Origin of the sequence: Mycetocola sp. CAN_C7, assembly GCF_015752285.1 — a bacterium.
Classification (GTDB): domain Bacteria; phylum Actinomycetota; class Actinomycetes; order Actinomycetales; family Microbacteriaceae; genus Mycetocola_A.
Genome location: NZ_JADOUY010000004.1, coordinates 458,171 through 473,583 on the forward strand (window position 1 = coordinate 458,171; position 15,413 = coordinate 473,583).

Sequence of the window (15,413 nt, forward strand, 5' to 3'; positions counted from 1 at the left end):
GACCATGGCAGACAAGACCGCGTTGAAGTACACCCCCGAGCACGAATGGCTCGACATCGACGGTGACGTCGCCACGGTCGGCATCACCGACTATGCCGCCGACAAGCTCGGAGACGTCGTCTTCGTCGAGCTGCCCGATGTCGACGGCACCCTCGCCTCCGGCACCGTCGTCGGCGAAATCGAGTCGACCAAATCGGTCGGGGAGCTCTTCGCCCCCGTCGACGGCACCGTGACCGAGCAGAACACCGACGTCGTTGACGACCCGAGCCTGGTCAACAGCGACCCGTTCGGCGCCGGCTGGCTCATCAAGGTGCGGTTCGACGCTCTCCCGGACGGCCTGCTCAGCTGGGACGAGTATTCCGTGCTGGTCGGCGAATAATGGCGGAGCTGTTCTCCGAACGCCACATCGGAACGGATGCCGCCGCGCAGGCGAGGATGCTGGCATCCGTCGGCTACGACAGCGTCGACGCCCTCGTCGATGCGGCTGTCCCCGCATCGATCCACGTTGCGGAACTCGTCGACTCGACCATCCCCGCTGCGGCCACCGAGCGGGAGGCGCTCGCCGAACTGCGGGCCCTCGCCGACCGGAACACTCTGCGCACGTCGATGATCGGGCTCGGCTATTACGGCACTCTCACCCCTGCGGTGATCAAGAGGAACGTGCTCGAGAACCCCTCCTGGTACACCGCGTACACGCCGTACCAGCCCGAGATCTCGCAGGGGCGCCTCGAGGCGCTTCTCAACTTCCAGACCATGGTGACCGACCTCACCGGGCTCGACACCGCCAATGCATCGATGCTCGACGAGGGCACCGCCGTCGTCGAGGGGATGCTGCTTGCGCGCCGCGCCTCGAAGCTCACCGGCAACGTCTTCGTCGTCGACTCTGACGCGTTCCCGCAGACCAAAGCGCTGCTGTCGAGCCGCGCTGAAGCCGTCGGCATCGAGGTCGTCGAACTCGACCTCGCTGGTGAGGACACACTGCCCGAGGGCGCTTTCGGGGCGTTCGTGCAGTACCCGGGCGCGTCAGGACGGGTCTGGAACCCGGCATCCGTTCTCGCCGCAGTGAAGGCGCACGGGGGACTGACCGTCGTCGCCGCCGACCTGCTCGCCCTGGCCCTGCTCACCTCTCCTGGCACCCTCGGTGCAGACATCGCCGTCGGAACGAGCCAGCGCTTCGGGGTTCCCATGGGCTTCGGCGGGCCGCATGCCGGCTACATGGCCGTGCGCAAAGGACTCGAACGCCAGCTGCCCGGCCGTCTCGTCGGTGTGAGCCAGGATGCCGCAGGTCACCCCGCCTACCGGCTCACGCTGCAGACGCGTGAACAGCACATCCGCCGCGAAAAGGCCACATCGAACATCTGTACAGCGCAGGTGCTGCTCGCCGTGATGGCGTCGATGTATGCCGTGTATCACGGACCTCACGGCATCCGCCGGATCGCGAAGGAGGTCGCGGGGAGCGCCGCGCTGCTCGCCCGGTTCCTTCTCGACGACGGCCACACGCTCGTTCACGACGCGTTCTTCGACACCCTGCGGGTGCGTGTGCCAGGCCAGGCCGGTGGCATCGTCGCCCGCGCCGCCGATGCCGGGATCAACCTCTGGCTGGTCGACGACGACACGGTGTCGATCTCGGTCGACGAAACGACGACTCTGAGCGACATCGGGGCGGTCGCCCGGGCATTTGGCGGGACGGAAGCTCGCGACGTCGCGTTCGTCGGCGGAGGCATCCGCCATCTCCCGGACGAACTCATCCGCACCAGCGACTACCTGACGCACTCCGTCTTCAATACCCACCACTCCGAGACCGCCATGATGCGGTACCTGAAGCAACTGGCCGACCGCGACTACGCGCTCGATCGTGGCATGATCCCGCTCGGCTCCTGCACCATGAAGCTCAACGCGGCCACCGAGATGGAGGCCATCACCTGGCCTGAGTTCGCCGGTCTGCACCCGTATGCTCCCGAAGCAGACGTGCGCGGCTACCTCGGACTCATCGACCAGCTCGAGGGCTGGCTCGCCGAGGTCACCGGCTACGACTCGGTCTCCCTGCAGCCGAACGCCGGCAGCCAGGGTGAGCTCGCCGGGCTTCTCGCCATCCGCGGTTACCACCGCGCGAACGGCGATCTCGACCGCACCATCTGCCTCATTCCGTCGAGCGCGCATGGCACGAACGCGGCATCCGCTGTTCTTGCCGGCATGAAGGTCGTCGTCGTCGCCTGCGACGACATGGGCAACGTCGACATCGACGACCTGCGAGCCAAGATCGCGCTGCACGCCGACGCCCTCGCTGCGCTCATGATCACCTATCCGTCGACGCACGGCGTGTACGAGCACGAGGTGACTGCGATCACTCAGGCCGTGCACGATGCGGGCGGCCAGGTCTACGTCGACGGTGCGAACCTCAATGCGCTGCTCGGCTACGCACGGTTCGGCGACTTCGGCGGCGACGTCTCGCACCTCAACCTGCACAAGACGTTCTGCATCCCGCACGGCGGGGGCGGGCCCGGTGTCGGCCCTGTGGCTGCGAAGGCACACCTGGCGCCGTTCCTGCCAGGGCATCCCCTCGCCCAGCGCGACGAGCACGGAGCGTTCACCCACGCGGGCGGACCGGTATCCGCCGCGCCATACGGCAGCCCGAGCATCCTGCCGATCTCGTGGGCCTACGTGCGCATGATGGGCGCAGAGGGTCTCAAGCAGGCCACAGGTGCCGCCGTGCTCGCCGCGAACTACATCGCGTCCCGGCTGCGTGAGTCGTATCCGGTGCTCTACACCGGAGACAACGGCCTGGTCGCCCACGAGTGCATCCTCGACCTGCGTCCGCTTCGTGAGGCTACCGGTGTCACAGTCGACGACGTCGCGAAGCGGCTCATCGACTACGGTTTCCACGCCCCCACGATGTCGTTCCCGGTGGCGGGGACGCTCATGGTCGAACCGACGGAGAGCGAAGACCTGGCCGAGATCGACCGGTTCATCGACGCGATGATCGCGATCAAAGCCGAAGCGGATGCCGTCGCCGCCGGAACCTGGCCGGCGAACGACAACCCGCTGGTGCACGCGCCGCACACCGCGCAGGCCGTGATCGAGGGCGAGTGGGAGCATCCGTACACCCGCGAAGAGGCCGTGTACCCGGTGCGGTCGCTGATCCGGACGAAGTACTGGCCGCCGGTGCGCCGTGTCGACAACGCGTTCGGGGACCGCAACCTGGTGTGCGCATGCCCGCCACCCGAGGCTTTCGAGAGTTAGACCAGCTCGGCCCGAGCCCACATTCACGAGACCCCGCCCGCTTCCCGACTACAAATTCAGGAGATCCTTGCCGACACGCCGTCGGAGGACACCGCCAGACGGCGTGTCGCACCAGATCTCCTGAATTTGCAGAGGTTCTCCTGAATTTGCAGTTCGAGGGCTGAAGATCGACGCCTCTAGTCGTTGCTCAGCCGCATCGAGGCCCAGCCGGTGCCGAGCGCCAGCCTGGTGCCGAACCTGCCGCTATTGATGGGGTAGTAGAACAGGGAACCGGAGGAGTCCCTGGCAATGAACCCGGCCGTTCCTGAACCCGCGAAACCGGACAACACGACCGAGGTGTACCCGGACCAGCCCGAACCGACCTTCGTGCGGGTCTCAGAAACGAAGGCTCCTGCTCCGTTGGTGCGGTAGAGCCGGATCTCGCCCGCCGCGTTCGTCGCGAGAACGTCCTGCTTGCCGTCCTTGTTGAAGTCGGTGATCTTCACGGTGAGGCCGGTCCAGCCCGAGCCGATCGCCTTGCGGGCTGACAGGGTCGCGCCGCCGGTGTTCGGATAGAGCCACAATTTGCCCGCAGCATCCTTCATCACGACGGACGGGTAGCTGTCGGTGGTCTTCCACTTCGCGAGGTCCACTTCGAGGGCGCCCCAGCCGCTCGAGCCGATGACGAACCGAGGGGCGAATCCGCCGGCGGCGCGACCGGGGTAGACGTGCATCTGCCCGTTCGTCCACTGAACGACGAGGTCCTGCACCCCGTCACTGTTCCAGTCGGTGATATGGAGTTCTCTGTACCCGGACCAGCCGCTCCCGATCTTGGCGCGCGTCGTCGCGCCGATCTGGCCCTGCCTGCCGTAGTTCCAGAGCGTTCCTGCACCGTCGGCGACGATGACGTCACCAGCGGTTCTGATCGAGGGTGACGTCGCCGATACCGGTGACGGGATCGACCGGTAGGTAGCGAAGGTCTGCGTGTAGTAAAGGCTGCCGTTGCCGGCGGCCGCGATGCCGATTCCCAGGGTGTTGGCCGAGGCCTGGGTGATGTTCTTGTAGTGGCCGGCGGATGCCTTCCAGGCGGCGACAACGGAAGTCACCGAGTAGCCGTATGCCACGTTCTCGCTGGCGGTGGACCAGCCAGACGGATATTGGCTGGTGTACGACGGGTTGTGAGACATCTTCGTCGCAGCCGCCTGTTTCACAGACCAGTTCTGAGCGACCGTGTTGAGCGCCGAACTCTCGGTGACGGGCCTCAGCCCGAGATCCTTCCGGATCTTGTTCGTGTCGTCGAGGATGATCTTCCGAGCCTGGCTCAGTGTGTAGCCGCCGACCGTGTCTGCCGCCTGAGCAGCGATGGGCAGGGCGACGAGCGCGGAGGCGAGCAGTGCGGTGGATGCGAGTATCGCGGCGAAGCGGCCGCGCTGACGCGGCGTCGTGCGTATTGACATGTTTTCCCCTCAGAAAGCGGCATCCCGAAATGCCCTGTCGTTCCTGACTGTAGCAAGGCGCCCGATAACCCCTTGCCCCCAGCCCGGGGAGACGACGCCCCTGCCCGCAGCCCTTGCCCGCAGCGGGTTCGTCGTCTCTGACCGGTGCAGCGAGCCGAATTCGTCGGCTGGGGAGGAAACATCCTCCCCAGCCGACAACCCGTTTAGTGTGACGACGCCTTCTCCGCCCCATGCCCGGTGAGCGAGCGCACTTCCATTTCGGCAGCGATCCTCGGATCCTCCTTCACCGACGACGTCACCGTTCCGAGCCAGCCGAGCAGGAACCCGAGCGGGATCGAGACGATGCCGGGGTTGTTCAGCGGGAAGAGGGCGAAGTTCGCGTCGGGGAACATCGACGTCTCTCCACCCGAGATGACGGGGGAGAAGGCAAGGAGCAGCAGAGCGGAGCCGAGTCCGCCGTACATGCTCCACAGCGCGCCACGCGTGGTGAACTTGCGCCAGAACAGCGAGTACAGGATCGTCGGCAGGTTCGCGCTCGCCGCAATGGCGAAGGCGAGGGCGACGAGGAAGGCGATGTTCTGCCCCTGCACCCCGATGCCGCCGGCGATGGCCAGTAGGCCGATCACCACGACGGTGATCCGTGCGACCTTGACCTCTCCGTTCGGCGGAACGGCACCCTTCTTGATGACGTTCGCGTACACGTCGTGAGCGAAGGATGTCGCGGCTGTGATGGTGAGACCGGCGACGACCGCGAGGATGGTCGCGAACGCCACCGCCGAGATGATGCCGAGCAGGATCGACCCACCGAGCTCGAACGCGAGCAGCGGTGCGGCCGAGTTCACGCCTCCAGGTGCGGCAAGGATCGTGTCCTTGCCGACGAGGTAGGCGGCGCCGTAGCCGAGCACGAGGGTGAAGAGGTAGAAGAGGCCGATCAGCCAGATCGCCCAGACCACACTGCGCCGTGCTTCCTTCGCTGTCGGCACGGTATAGAACCGCATGAGCACGTGGGGGAGCCCCGCGGTTCCGAGCACGAGAGCGAGAGCGAGCGAGATGAAGTCGAGCCGTGACACCCCGGTGAGACCGTACTGTGCTCCCGGGTTGAGGATGTCGTCACCCGCGACGGCGACGGCCTGGCCGAGCAGCGCAGACAGGTTGAAGCCATTGAGGGCGAGCACCCACACGGTCATCACCCCTGCACCGGCGATGAGCAGAACGGCCTTGATGATCTGTACCCACGTGGTGCCCTTCATCCCGCCGATGAGCACATAGGCGATCATGATGACACCGACCACGGCGATGACCACCGACTGGCCGACCCGGTCGTTGACCCCGAGGAGCAGTGAGACGAGTCCGCCGGCACCAGCCATCTGCGCGAGCAGGTAGAAGAAGCACACCGCAAGGGTCGCGGTCGCCGCAGCGAGACGCACGGGGCGTTCCTTCAGGCGGAATGAGAGAACATCCGCCATCGTGAACTTGCCGGTGTTGCGCAGCAGCTCGGCGACCAGAAGCAGGGCGACAAGCCAGGCGACGAGGAAGCCGATGGAGTAGAGAAAGCCGTCGTAGCCGTTCACGGCGATGGCGCCGCAGATACCGAGGAACGAAGCGGCAGACAGGTAGTCACCTGCGATCGCCGTTCCGTTCTGGCCGCCGCTGAATGATCGGCCCGCCGCGTAGAAGTCGTTGGCGGTCTTGTTCGACCGCGAAGCCCGGATGACGATGACCAGGGTCACGACGACGAACGCCGCGAAGATGGAGATGTTGAGAATGGGGTCGCCGACGGTCATGCGCGCTCAGCCTCCTCGAGTTCGGTGCGGAATTTCTCTGCAGCGGGGTCCAGCTTGCGGTTGGCGAACGAGACGTACCAGGTGGTGATCGCGAAGGTGGTCACGAACTGGCTGAGCCCGAGCAGAAGGCCCACGTTGATGTTGCCGATCACCTTGATCGACATGAACTCGTGGGCGTAGTCCGCCAGGAGCACGTAGGCGAAGTACCAGACGAGGAACGCGATGGTAAGTGGGAAGACGAAACTTCGGTGCCGTCGTTTGTGTTCGACGAATGCGGGGGACTCTTCGATTGCGATGTAGTCGATGGCCGTACCGGGGCGATGTGACCCCGTGTCGTCGTGTGCCATGATCCTCCTGAGAATCTGCGCATCGTTGCGCGGCGCACTGCTCTGTGCGCTGGGGTACAACCTAACGGTGCATGCACCGACCCGACAAGGTTTGGACGGCCTTACTTCGGTTGCATAAATAAGTCGGGCCAGAGAGCGACGGCGAGCGGGTAGCCGACGAACGACGCGATGTCGAGCAGTGTATGTGCGACGACGAGAGGCATCACGCGCCCCCACCGTCGGTAGCACCAGCCGAAGACGACGCCCATCGCGACGTTGCCGATGAACGGCCCGATGCCCTGGTAGAGGTGGTAGCTGCCGCGGAGCACAGCGAGCGACAGGATGATCGTCCAGTCACCCCATCGGCGCTCACGCAACCGTGTGAACAGGTAGCCGATGACGATCACCTCTTCGACCAGGGCGGCGCGGAGTGCTGACAGCAGCAGGATCGGAATGGTCCACCAGTGGGTGTCGAGCGGCGATGCGACGACAGCCACCGTGATGCCGGCGGCTCGCCCGGCCGCATAGAGGGCGATCCCCGGGATGCCGATGGCCAGGAACAGCAGGACGCCGCGCCCCGTGTCCTTCCCGGGCATGCGGGCATCGAGGCCGATACGGGCCAGTCCGCTCTGGCCGGGTCGCCAGAGAAGGTACACGGCAAGAGCCACCGCGAAGAGCTCGAAAGCGATGCCGAGGAACTGGTAGGTGAAGTCGAGCCACTCCCTCTCGCTTTGCGACGGATTGAGGCTCGCTGACTGATCAGAGAGTGGCGTGTCGTCTGTGAGGCGAGCGATGATCGAGACGATCGAATAGAGGGCTGACGCTCCGACGCTCAGCCCGAGAACGATGGCGATCTCCCACCAGGCGCGTGCCCGGCTCTGCTCTGCCATTCTCACTCCGTGTGCGTAATCGGCGGAACTTGTCGATTTCGCGCGCCGCCGCGCGCAGAAATGCAACGAAATGGTGAATCGTGCAAGATTCTTCAGTTTGAGTTACCGGTATGTAACGATTGCCCGTCGAATTTTGCGGATGGCCTCCACCCTACTTAGGGTTCTTGTATCCAGCGCGGTAGACGGGGCACAATTCTGCCTGCCGTGCGCACTTGCACAGGAGGAAAATTGAAAAGATCACGCATTGGCCTCGGCGCCCTTGCGCTGCTGTCTGCCAGCGCCCTCGCGCTGACCGGCTGCGCGTCGGGTAACGAGCCTGCCGCCGAAGAGTCCACAGGCGACGCTTCAGCCATCATCACCACCAACGGCAACGAGCCGCAGAACCCGTTGATCCCGACCAACACCACAGAGACCGGTGGCGGAAAGATCATCGATTCTCTCTTCTCGGGTCTGGTGTCCTACACCGCCGATGGCGAGATCGAGAACGAGGTCGCTGAGTCGATCGAGTCCGACGACGCCACGAACTGGACCGTCACGCTGAAGGATGGCTGGACGTTCACGAACGATGAGCCCGTCACGGCCGACTCCTTCGTCGACGCCTGGAACTACGGCGCGCTGTTCAGCAACGCGCAGGGCTCGTCGTACTTCTTCGACAACATCGTCGGCTTCGACTACGAGGCTGACTCCGAACTGACCGGCCTCCAGGTCGTCGACGAGAAGACCTTCACGGTCGAACTCGCCGCTCCTGAGGCTGACTGGCCGCTGCGTCTCGGTTACTCGGCTTACTCGCCGCTGCCCGAGGCCGCTTTCGAGGACATGGAAGCATTCGGTGAGAACCCGATCGGCAACGGTCCGTACATGCTCGCTGAAGAGGGCGCCTGGGTCCACGAAGAGAAGATCTCGCTCGTGACCAACCCGGACTACGACGGTCTGCGCAAGCCGGCCAACGGTGGGCTCGAGATCATCTTCTACGCCACCCAGGAAGCCGCATACGCGGACATCCAGGGCGGAAACCTCGATGTGCTCGACGCTGTTCCTGACTCCGCATTCGAGACCTACGAAGACGAGTTCGGTGACCGTGCCGTCAACCAGCCGGCCGCTGTCTTCCAGGCATTCAACATGCCGTACTACCTCGAGCACTGGAGTGGCGAGGAAGGCAAGCTGCGCCGCGCCGCCATCTCGATGGCGATCAACCGTGACGAGATCACGGATGTCATCTTCCAGGGCACCCGTACGCCGGCAACCGACTTCACCTCCCCGGTGATCGACGGCTACTCCGACAGCCTCGCTGGCGCTGAGGTCCTCGAGTTCAACGAGGAAGAAGCACAGAAGCTGTGGGCAGAGGCCGACGCGATCTCACCGTTCGGTGACACCGTCTTCGACATCGCCTACAACTCTGATGGTGGACACCAGGCCTGGGTCGACGCTGTTGTGAACAGCATCGTCAACACGCTCGGTATCGAAGCCGTCGGCAAGCCGTACCCGACCTTCGCAGCAGCACTCGAAGACCGCGAAGCTCAGACGCTGACCGGTGCAACCCGCGCCGGATGGCAGGCTGACTACCCGTCGCTGTACAACTTCCTCGCTCCGCTGTACCAGACCGGTGCCGGATCGAACTACGAGGGCTACTCGAGCGAAGAGTTCGACAACCTCCTCAAGGAAGGTTCACAGGCCGCGAGCGTCGAAGACGCGACCGCGAAGTACCAGGAAGCTCAGGAAGTCCTCCTCGAGGACCTCCCGTCCATCCCGCTGTGGTACTCCAACGTCACCGGGGTCTCGGCTGACACCGTGGACAACGTGGTGTTCGGCTGGAACTCCGTTCCGCTGTACCACCAGATCACCAAGGGCTAAGGTTTCCCAGCCCAGTAACTAACACGCAGTGAAATGTCCGGGGCGGATTCGCCCCGGACATTTCACTGATTAGACTTCTTCAGTGATTGCGACATTCATGTTGATTCGACCCGGCGAGGCCGCCTGATGCTCTGGTACACAGGCAAACGCATCCTCCAAATGATCCCCGTTTTCTTCGGTGCGACATTCCTCATCTACTTCATGGTCTTCTCCCTTCCCGGGGACCCGATCGCCGCCCTCTACGGTGACCGTCCGCCGGCACCCGGTGTGATCGAGATCATCCGCGAGCAGTACAACCTCGACAAGCCATTCATCGTCCAGTACTTCCTCTACATCGGCGGGCTGTTCCAGGGTGACTTCGGGACCACATACTCGGGCCGTCCGGTTTCCGAGGTCATGGCTCAGGCCTTCCCGATCACCCTGCGCCTCGCGCTTCTCGCTCTCGCTTTCGAAGCCTTCGCAGGTATCCTCGTCGGTCTCATCGCCGGTCTGCGCAAGGGCAAGCTCTTCGATGCCTCCGCTCTCGTCGTCAGCCTGCTGCTGATCTCGGTTCCGACCTTCGTCGTCGGTTTCGTCCTGCAGCTGGTCTTCGGGGTTCAACTCGGCTGGGCGCGGACAACGGTGTCCGGCGATGCGCCGTGGGGCGAGCTGATCCTCCCGGCACTCGTGCTGGCATCCGTCTCGTTTGCCTACATCGTGCGACTCACCCGGGCCAGCGTTGCAGACAACCTCAGCGCCGACTTCGTGCGGACGGCGACGGCCAAGGGCCTGTCCCGCCCCCGGGTCGTCACCGTCCACGTGCTCCGGAACTCGCTGGTTCCCGTCGTCACGTACCTCGGCGTCGACCTCGGCTCGCTCATGGTCGGTGCCATCGTCACCGAGGGCATCTTCAACATCAACGGCGTCGGTGGCACAGTCTACCGGGCAGTCATCCTCGGTGAAGGCCCGACCGTCGTTTCATTCATTGCGGTGATGGTCATCATCTTCGTGGTCGCCAACCTGCTCGTCGACCTGCTCTACGCGGCGCTTGACCCAAGGATTCGCTATGCCAAGTAAAAACATCACGCCACAGGGCCACTACGTCGCCCCGCTCGAGGAGACACCTGTCGCCCCGATCGACAAACTCGACGAGTCGCAGAAAGCCCGCAGCACCTGGGCTGATGCCTGGGATGCGATGCGTCGCCGCCCGTCGTTCTGGATCTCGTCGGTTCTCATCCTGCTCATCATCGTCGTCGCGGTTTTCCCGACCCTGTTCACCCAGGTATCGCCGACCGCATGTCAGCTCTCCCAGAGCAACGGTGGTCCGGTTGCCGGTCACCCGCTCGGCTTCACCCGCCAGGGCTGTGACGTCTTCTCGCGCGTCATCCACGGCACGCAGGCTTCTGTCACCGTCGGCCTCATGGCCACGCTCATGGTGACACTCGTCGGTGTGATCGTCGGAGCCCTCGCCGGCTTCTACGGTGGAATCCTCGACACGCTCGTCTCCCGTCTCGGCGACATCTTCTTCGCCATCCCCACCGTGCTCGGCGCGATCGTCCTCATGTCGGTCCTCCCGGTCCGCACACCGCTCACCGTTGCGGTGGTGCTGGCGATCTTCGCCTGGCCACAGATCGCCCGAATCATGCGTGGGGCAGTGCTCAGCGCGAAGAACTCGGACTATGTGATGGCGTCGACGGCGCTCGGTGTGTCGAAGTTCAAGATTCTCCTTCGTCACGTCGTCCCCAACGCAATCGCTCCGGTGATCGTCATCGCAACCGTCTCGCTCGGAACGTTCATCGTCGCGGAGGCGACCCTGTCATTCCTCGGAATCGGTCTGCCGACGAACATCATGTCCTGGGGTAACGACATCGGACAGGCACGGACGTCTATCGTCACGAGCCCGCAGGTCCTTCTCTACCCGGCAGCGGCGCTGTCGGTCACCGTTCTCTCGTTCCTCATGCTCGGCGACGTCGTCCGTGATGCACTCGACCCGAAGGCGAGGGCACGTCGATGAGCCAGCCAGTTACCGAAACCGTCCCCTCCCTCGACGGGGGAGCAGACCAGCCGCTGCTGCAGATCCGCGACCTCGAGGTCGGATTCGAGACTCAGCGGGGGATCGTTCCCGCCGTCAGAGGTGTCGACCTGACCCTCTACGCGGGCCAGACCCTCGCGATCGTCGGCGAGTCCGGCTCGGGCAAGACGACGACAGCACAGTCGATCATCGACCTGCTTCCCGGCACCGGAAAGGTGACCGGCGGGCAGATCCTGTTCGAAGGCCGCGACCTCACCACGCTCAACGCGCGGGAGATCCAGGCCGTGCGCGGAAACCTGATCGGCTACGTGCCCCAGGATCCGATGTCGAACCTCAACCCGGTGTGGTCCATCGGTTTCCAGGTGGAAGAAGCCATCAAGGCCAACAACATCGCCCAGGGCAAGGATGCACGCCTGCGCACCATCCAGGTGCTGAAAGAGGCAGGACTGTCGGATGCCGCAGATCGGCTCAAGCAGTACCCGCACCAGTTCTCCGGCGGCATGCGGCAGCGTGTGCTCATCGGAATCGGGCTCTCGTCGCGACCGAAGCTGCTCATCGCCGACGAGCCCACCTCGGCGCTCGACGTCACCGTTCAGCGGACCATCCTCGATCACCTCGCCACGCTGACGCGCGACTACGGCACCAGCGTGCTGTTCATCACGCACGACCTCGGTCTCGCGGCCGAGCGCGCGGAGCAGCTCGTCGTGATGTACCAGGGCAAGGTTGTCGAGTCCGGTCCGTCACAGGAGATCCTCGCCAACCCGCGGCACCCGTACACGCAGCGGCTCGTCGCCGCGGCGCCGAGCCTCGCGTCGCGTCGCATCCAGTCGGTGAAGCACGCCGAGGCGAAGGACGCCGAGATCTTCAGCGAGGGATCCCTCGACGACACCCTCCTCGAGCGGGCGTCGAAGCGTGAGCACGCGGCGCCTGCCGATGAGCTCATCTCGGTGAAGAACGTGTCGAAGCTGTACAAGATCCGCAAGCAGGGCTTCCGTCACGACGAACTCCTCGCCGTGAACGACGTGTCGTTCGGCGTGCACCGTGGAACGACGACGGCGATCGTCGGCGAGTCCGGGTCGGGCAAGTCGACAGTCGCGAAGCTGATCCTGCAGCTCGAGAGCATCACGAGCGGCGAGATCAAGTTCGATGGACAGGATGTCGCCGGCCTGCGCGGAGCGGAGCTGCTCAAGTTCCGGCGCCGCGTCCAGCCGGTCTTCCAGGATCCGTACGGATCGCTCGACCCGCAGTACAGCGTGGGCAACACGATCGCCGAGCCGCTGCTCGCGCACAAGGTGGGCACGGCGAAGGAACGCGAAGCACGTGTTCGTGAACTGCTCGACCAGGTGTCATTGCCGTCGGCGACGCGGTTCAGGTACCCGAGCGAGCTGTCTGGTGGCCAGCGACAGCGCATCGCCATCGCCCGTGCTCTCGCGCTCAAGCCCGACGTCCTCGTCCTCGACGAAGCGGTGTCCGCCCTCGACGTTCTCGTGCAGGGCCAGATCCTCAACCTGCTCACCGAGTTGCAGACGGAACTGGGTCTGACCTACCTGTTCATCACGCATGACCTCGCCGTCGTCCGGCTCGTCGCCGACAACGTCTGCGTCATGCAGAAGGGCAAGATCGTCGAAGCGGCGACGACCGATGAGGTCTTCGACAACCCGCGTGAGCTCTACACGCAGGAACTCCTCGCTGCCATTCCCGGCGGCAACTTCGAGTTCGGTCGCTAAACAGCCACACCAGCGAGTGCGGGGTGGAACCGACAGGTTCTGCCCCGCATTTTCGCGTCCGGCCGGGCGGTCGGTGCGCTCCCAGCCGGGCCGGGAGCCGAGTGCGGTAGGATATTCTGTTGGGTCGGGCTCTGTGTCCACTCATCCACTTCCAGCCGCACCGAATTCCAGCGGCATCCATCTCTGTAAGGATTTTCTTCATGGCGCAAGCTTCGCGCGACGACCTCCGAAACGTAGCCATTGTTGCTCACGTTGACCACGGCAAGACGACGCTGGTAGACGCCATGCTCCGTCAGACGGACTCGTTCGCCGAGCACTCACACCTCGAAGAGCGCGCCATGGACTCGAACGAGCTCGAGCGCGAAAAGGGCATCACGATCCTCGCCAAGAACACGGCAGTGTCGTACAAGGGCAAGCACGCCACCAACGGTCCGATCACGATCAACGTGATCGATACCCCCGGCCACGCCGACTTCGGTGGAGAGGTCGAGCGCGGCCTGTCCATGGTCGATGGCGTCGTCCTCCTCGTCGACGCCAGTGAAGGCCCACTCCCGCAGACGCGATTCGTGCTCCGCAAGGCGCTCGAGGCCAAGCTGCCCGTCATCCTCCTCGTCAATAAGACGGATCGCCCCGATGCCCGCATCGATGAGGTCGTCGCCGAGAGCCAGGACCTTCTCCTCGGCCTCGCCAGCGACATGGCGGATGACGTTCCTGACCTCGACCTCGACGCCGTCCTCGACGTGCCCGTCGTGTACGCATCCGGCCGCAACGGTGCCGCGAGCTGGAACAAGCCCGACAACGGGACGCTCCCGGACAACGACGACCTCGAGCCGCTGTTCGACGCCATCATCAAGCACATCCCCGCACCCGTCTACGACGACGAGCACCCCCTGCAGGCCCACGTCACGAACCTCGACGCGTCTCCGTTCCTCGGTCGCCTCGCGCTGCTGCGCATCTTCCAGGGCACGATCAAGAAGGGCCAGACGGTCGCCTGGGTCAAGTACGACGGATCCGTGCACAACGTGCGCGTCACCGAGCTGTTCATCACCAAGGCTCTCGACCGCTACCCGGCCGAGAGTGCCAGCCCCGGTGACATCGTCGTTGTCGCAGGATTCCCGGACATCACCATCGGCGAGACCCTCGCAGACCCCGACGACGTTCGCCCGCTCCCGACGATCACCGTCGACGAGCCGGCCATCTCGATGACCATCGGAACGAACACCTCACCGCTCGTCGGCAAGGTCAAGGGTCACAAGCTCACCGCCCGCATGGTCAAGGACCGCCTCGACCGCGAACTCGTCGGTAACGTCTCGCTCCGTGTCCTCGACATCGGTGCGCCGGACAAGTGGGAGGTCCAGGGCCGTGGAGAACTCGCCCTCGCCATCCTCGTCGAGCAGATGCGCCGCGAAGGATTCGAACTCACGGTCGGCAAGCCGCAGGTCGTCACCCGCAAGGTCGACGGCAAGACGCACGAGCCGTTCGAGCACCTCACCATCGACGTTCCCGAAGAGTACCTCGGTGCCATCACCCAGCTGCTGGCCGCTCGCAAGGGCCGCATGGAGAACATGGCCAACCACGGCACCGGCTGGGTCCGCATGGAATTCATCATTCCGTCGCGCGGCCTCATCGGCTTCCGTACCGAGTTCATGACGCTCACCCGCGGCACCGGAATCGCCAACGCGATCTCCCACGGCTACGACGAGTGGGCCGGCGCCATCGTCACCCGCAACAACGGTTCGATCGTGGCCGACCGTTCAGGCGTCGTCACCCCGTTCGCCATCATCGCCCTCCAGGAGCGGATGACGTTCTTCGTCAACCCGACCGAAGAGGTCTACGAGGGCATGGTCATCGGTGAGAACTCGCGTAACGACGACATGGACGTCAACATCACCAAGGAGAAGAAGCTGACGAACATGCGCCAGTCGACCTCGGACACGTTCGAATCGATGACGCCGTCACGCCAGCTGTCTCTGGAAGAGTGCCTCGAGTTCGCCCGCGAAGACGAGTGTGTCGAAGTCACCCCGGCGATCGTCCGCATCCGCAAGGTCGAGCTCGACGCGAACGCCCGTGCGCGCAACACGAGCCGCCTCAAGAAGCAGAACGACTAGAACACAGCCGCATCAGCGGATCGAAGCGCCCGGGGTCTCC

General features: G+C 64.5%; 11 protein-coding genes. 7 read left to right on the forward strand and 4 right to left on the reverse strand.

Translation table 11 applies throughout. From position 1 onward, the window contains the following. The first annotated feature begins 4 nt into the window (after nt 1-4). A complete protein-coding gene (gcvH, locus tag IWX78_RS11585) occupies nt 5-379 on the forward strand; it encodes a glycine cleavage system protein GcvH (protein ID WP_196833672.1) in 375 nt (124 codons plus the stop codon). Next, nucleotides 379-3,240 (forward strand): aminomethyl-transferring glycine dehydrogenase, encoded by a 2,862-nt coding sequence (gene gcvP, locus IWX78_RS11590; RefSeq protein WP_196833673.1) that lies wholly within the window; start codon nt 379-381, stop codon nt 3,238-3,240. Before gcvH ends, gcvP begins: the two co-directional genes overlap by 1 nt. 176 nt (nt 3,241-3,416) lie before the next feature. Here the strand turns inward: gcvP and IWX78_RS11595 are convergent, their stop codons facing one another. The 4 genes from IWX78_RS11595 to IWX78_RS11610 form a co-directional block, all read right to left on the reverse strand. Next, on the reverse strand, nt 3,417-4,676 hold the full coding sequence (locus IWX78_RS11595; protein WP_196833674.1) for a CAP domain-containing protein: 1,260 nt from the start codon (nt 4,674-4,676) through the stop codon (nt 3,417-3,419). Nucleotides 4,677-4,879: 203 nt separating this feature from the next. Then, on the reverse strand, nt 4,880-6,460 hold the full coding sequence (locus IWX78_RS11600; protein ID WP_196833675.1) for a solute symporter family protein: 1,581 nt from the start codon (nt 6,458-6,460) through the stop codon (nt 4,880-4,882). Beyond that, complete coding sequence (locus IWX78_RS11605; RefSeq protein ID WP_196833676.1) at nt 6,457-6,807, reverse strand: DUF485 domain-containing protein; 351 nt, start codon at nt 6,805-6,807, stop codon at nt 6,457-6,459. The genes IWX78_RS11600 and IWX78_RS11605 overlap by 4 nt, the downstream gene beginning before the upstream one ends. A 101-nt stretch (nt 6,808-6,908) precedes the next feature. Further along, nucleotides 6,909-7,676: a CPBP family intramembrane glutamic endopeptidase gene (locus tag IWX78_RS11610; RefSeq protein WP_196833677.1), complete on the reverse strand. Its 768-nt coding sequence runs from the start codon at nt 7,674-7,676 to the stop codon at nt 6,909-6,911. A 228-nt stretch (nt 7,677-7,904) separates the two neighbouring features. Here IWX78_RS11610 and IWX78_RS11615 point away from each other — a divergent pair, with 228 nt between their 5' ends. The 5 genes from IWX78_RS11615 (at nt 7,905) to typA (ending at nt 15,373) form a co-directional block, all read left to right on the forward strand. Continuing rightward, complete coding sequence (locus IWX78_RS11615; protein WP_196833678.1) at nt 7,905-9,527, forward strand: peptide ABC transporter substrate-binding protein; 1,623 nt, start codon at nt 7,905-7,907, stop codon at nt 9,525-9,527. A gap of 126 nt (nt 9,528-9,653) precedes the next feature. Continuing rightward, nucleotides 9,654-10,583, forward strand: coding sequence for an ABC transporter permease (locus IWX78_RS11620; protein WP_196833679.1), 930 nt, complete (start codon nt 9,654-9,656; stop codon nt 10,581-10,583). Next, nucleotides 10,573-11,520 carry an ABC transporter permease gene (locus tag IWX78_RS11625; protein WP_196833680.1) on the forward strand — a complete coding sequence of 316 codons (948 nt, stop codon included), beginning with the start codon at nt 10,573-10,575 and terminating at the stop codon, nt 11,518-11,520. The genes IWX78_RS11620 and IWX78_RS11625 overlap by 11 nt, the downstream gene beginning before the upstream one ends. Beyond that, complete coding sequence (locus IWX78_RS11630) at nt 11,517-13,265, forward strand: dipeptide ABC transporter ATP-binding protein (protein ID WP_196833681.1); 1,749 nt, start codon at nt 11,517-11,519, stop codon at nt 13,263-13,265. The genes IWX78_RS11625 and IWX78_RS11630 overlap by 4 nt, the downstream gene beginning before the upstream one ends. A 200-nt stretch (nt 13,266-13,465) precedes the next feature. Further along, nucleotides 13,466-15,373, forward strand: coding sequence for a translational GTPase TypA (gene typA, locus IWX78_RS11635; protein WP_196833682.1), 1,908 nt, complete (start codon nt 13,466-13,468; stop codon nt 15,371-15,373). Nucleotides 15,374-15,413 lie beyond the last annotated feature (40 nt).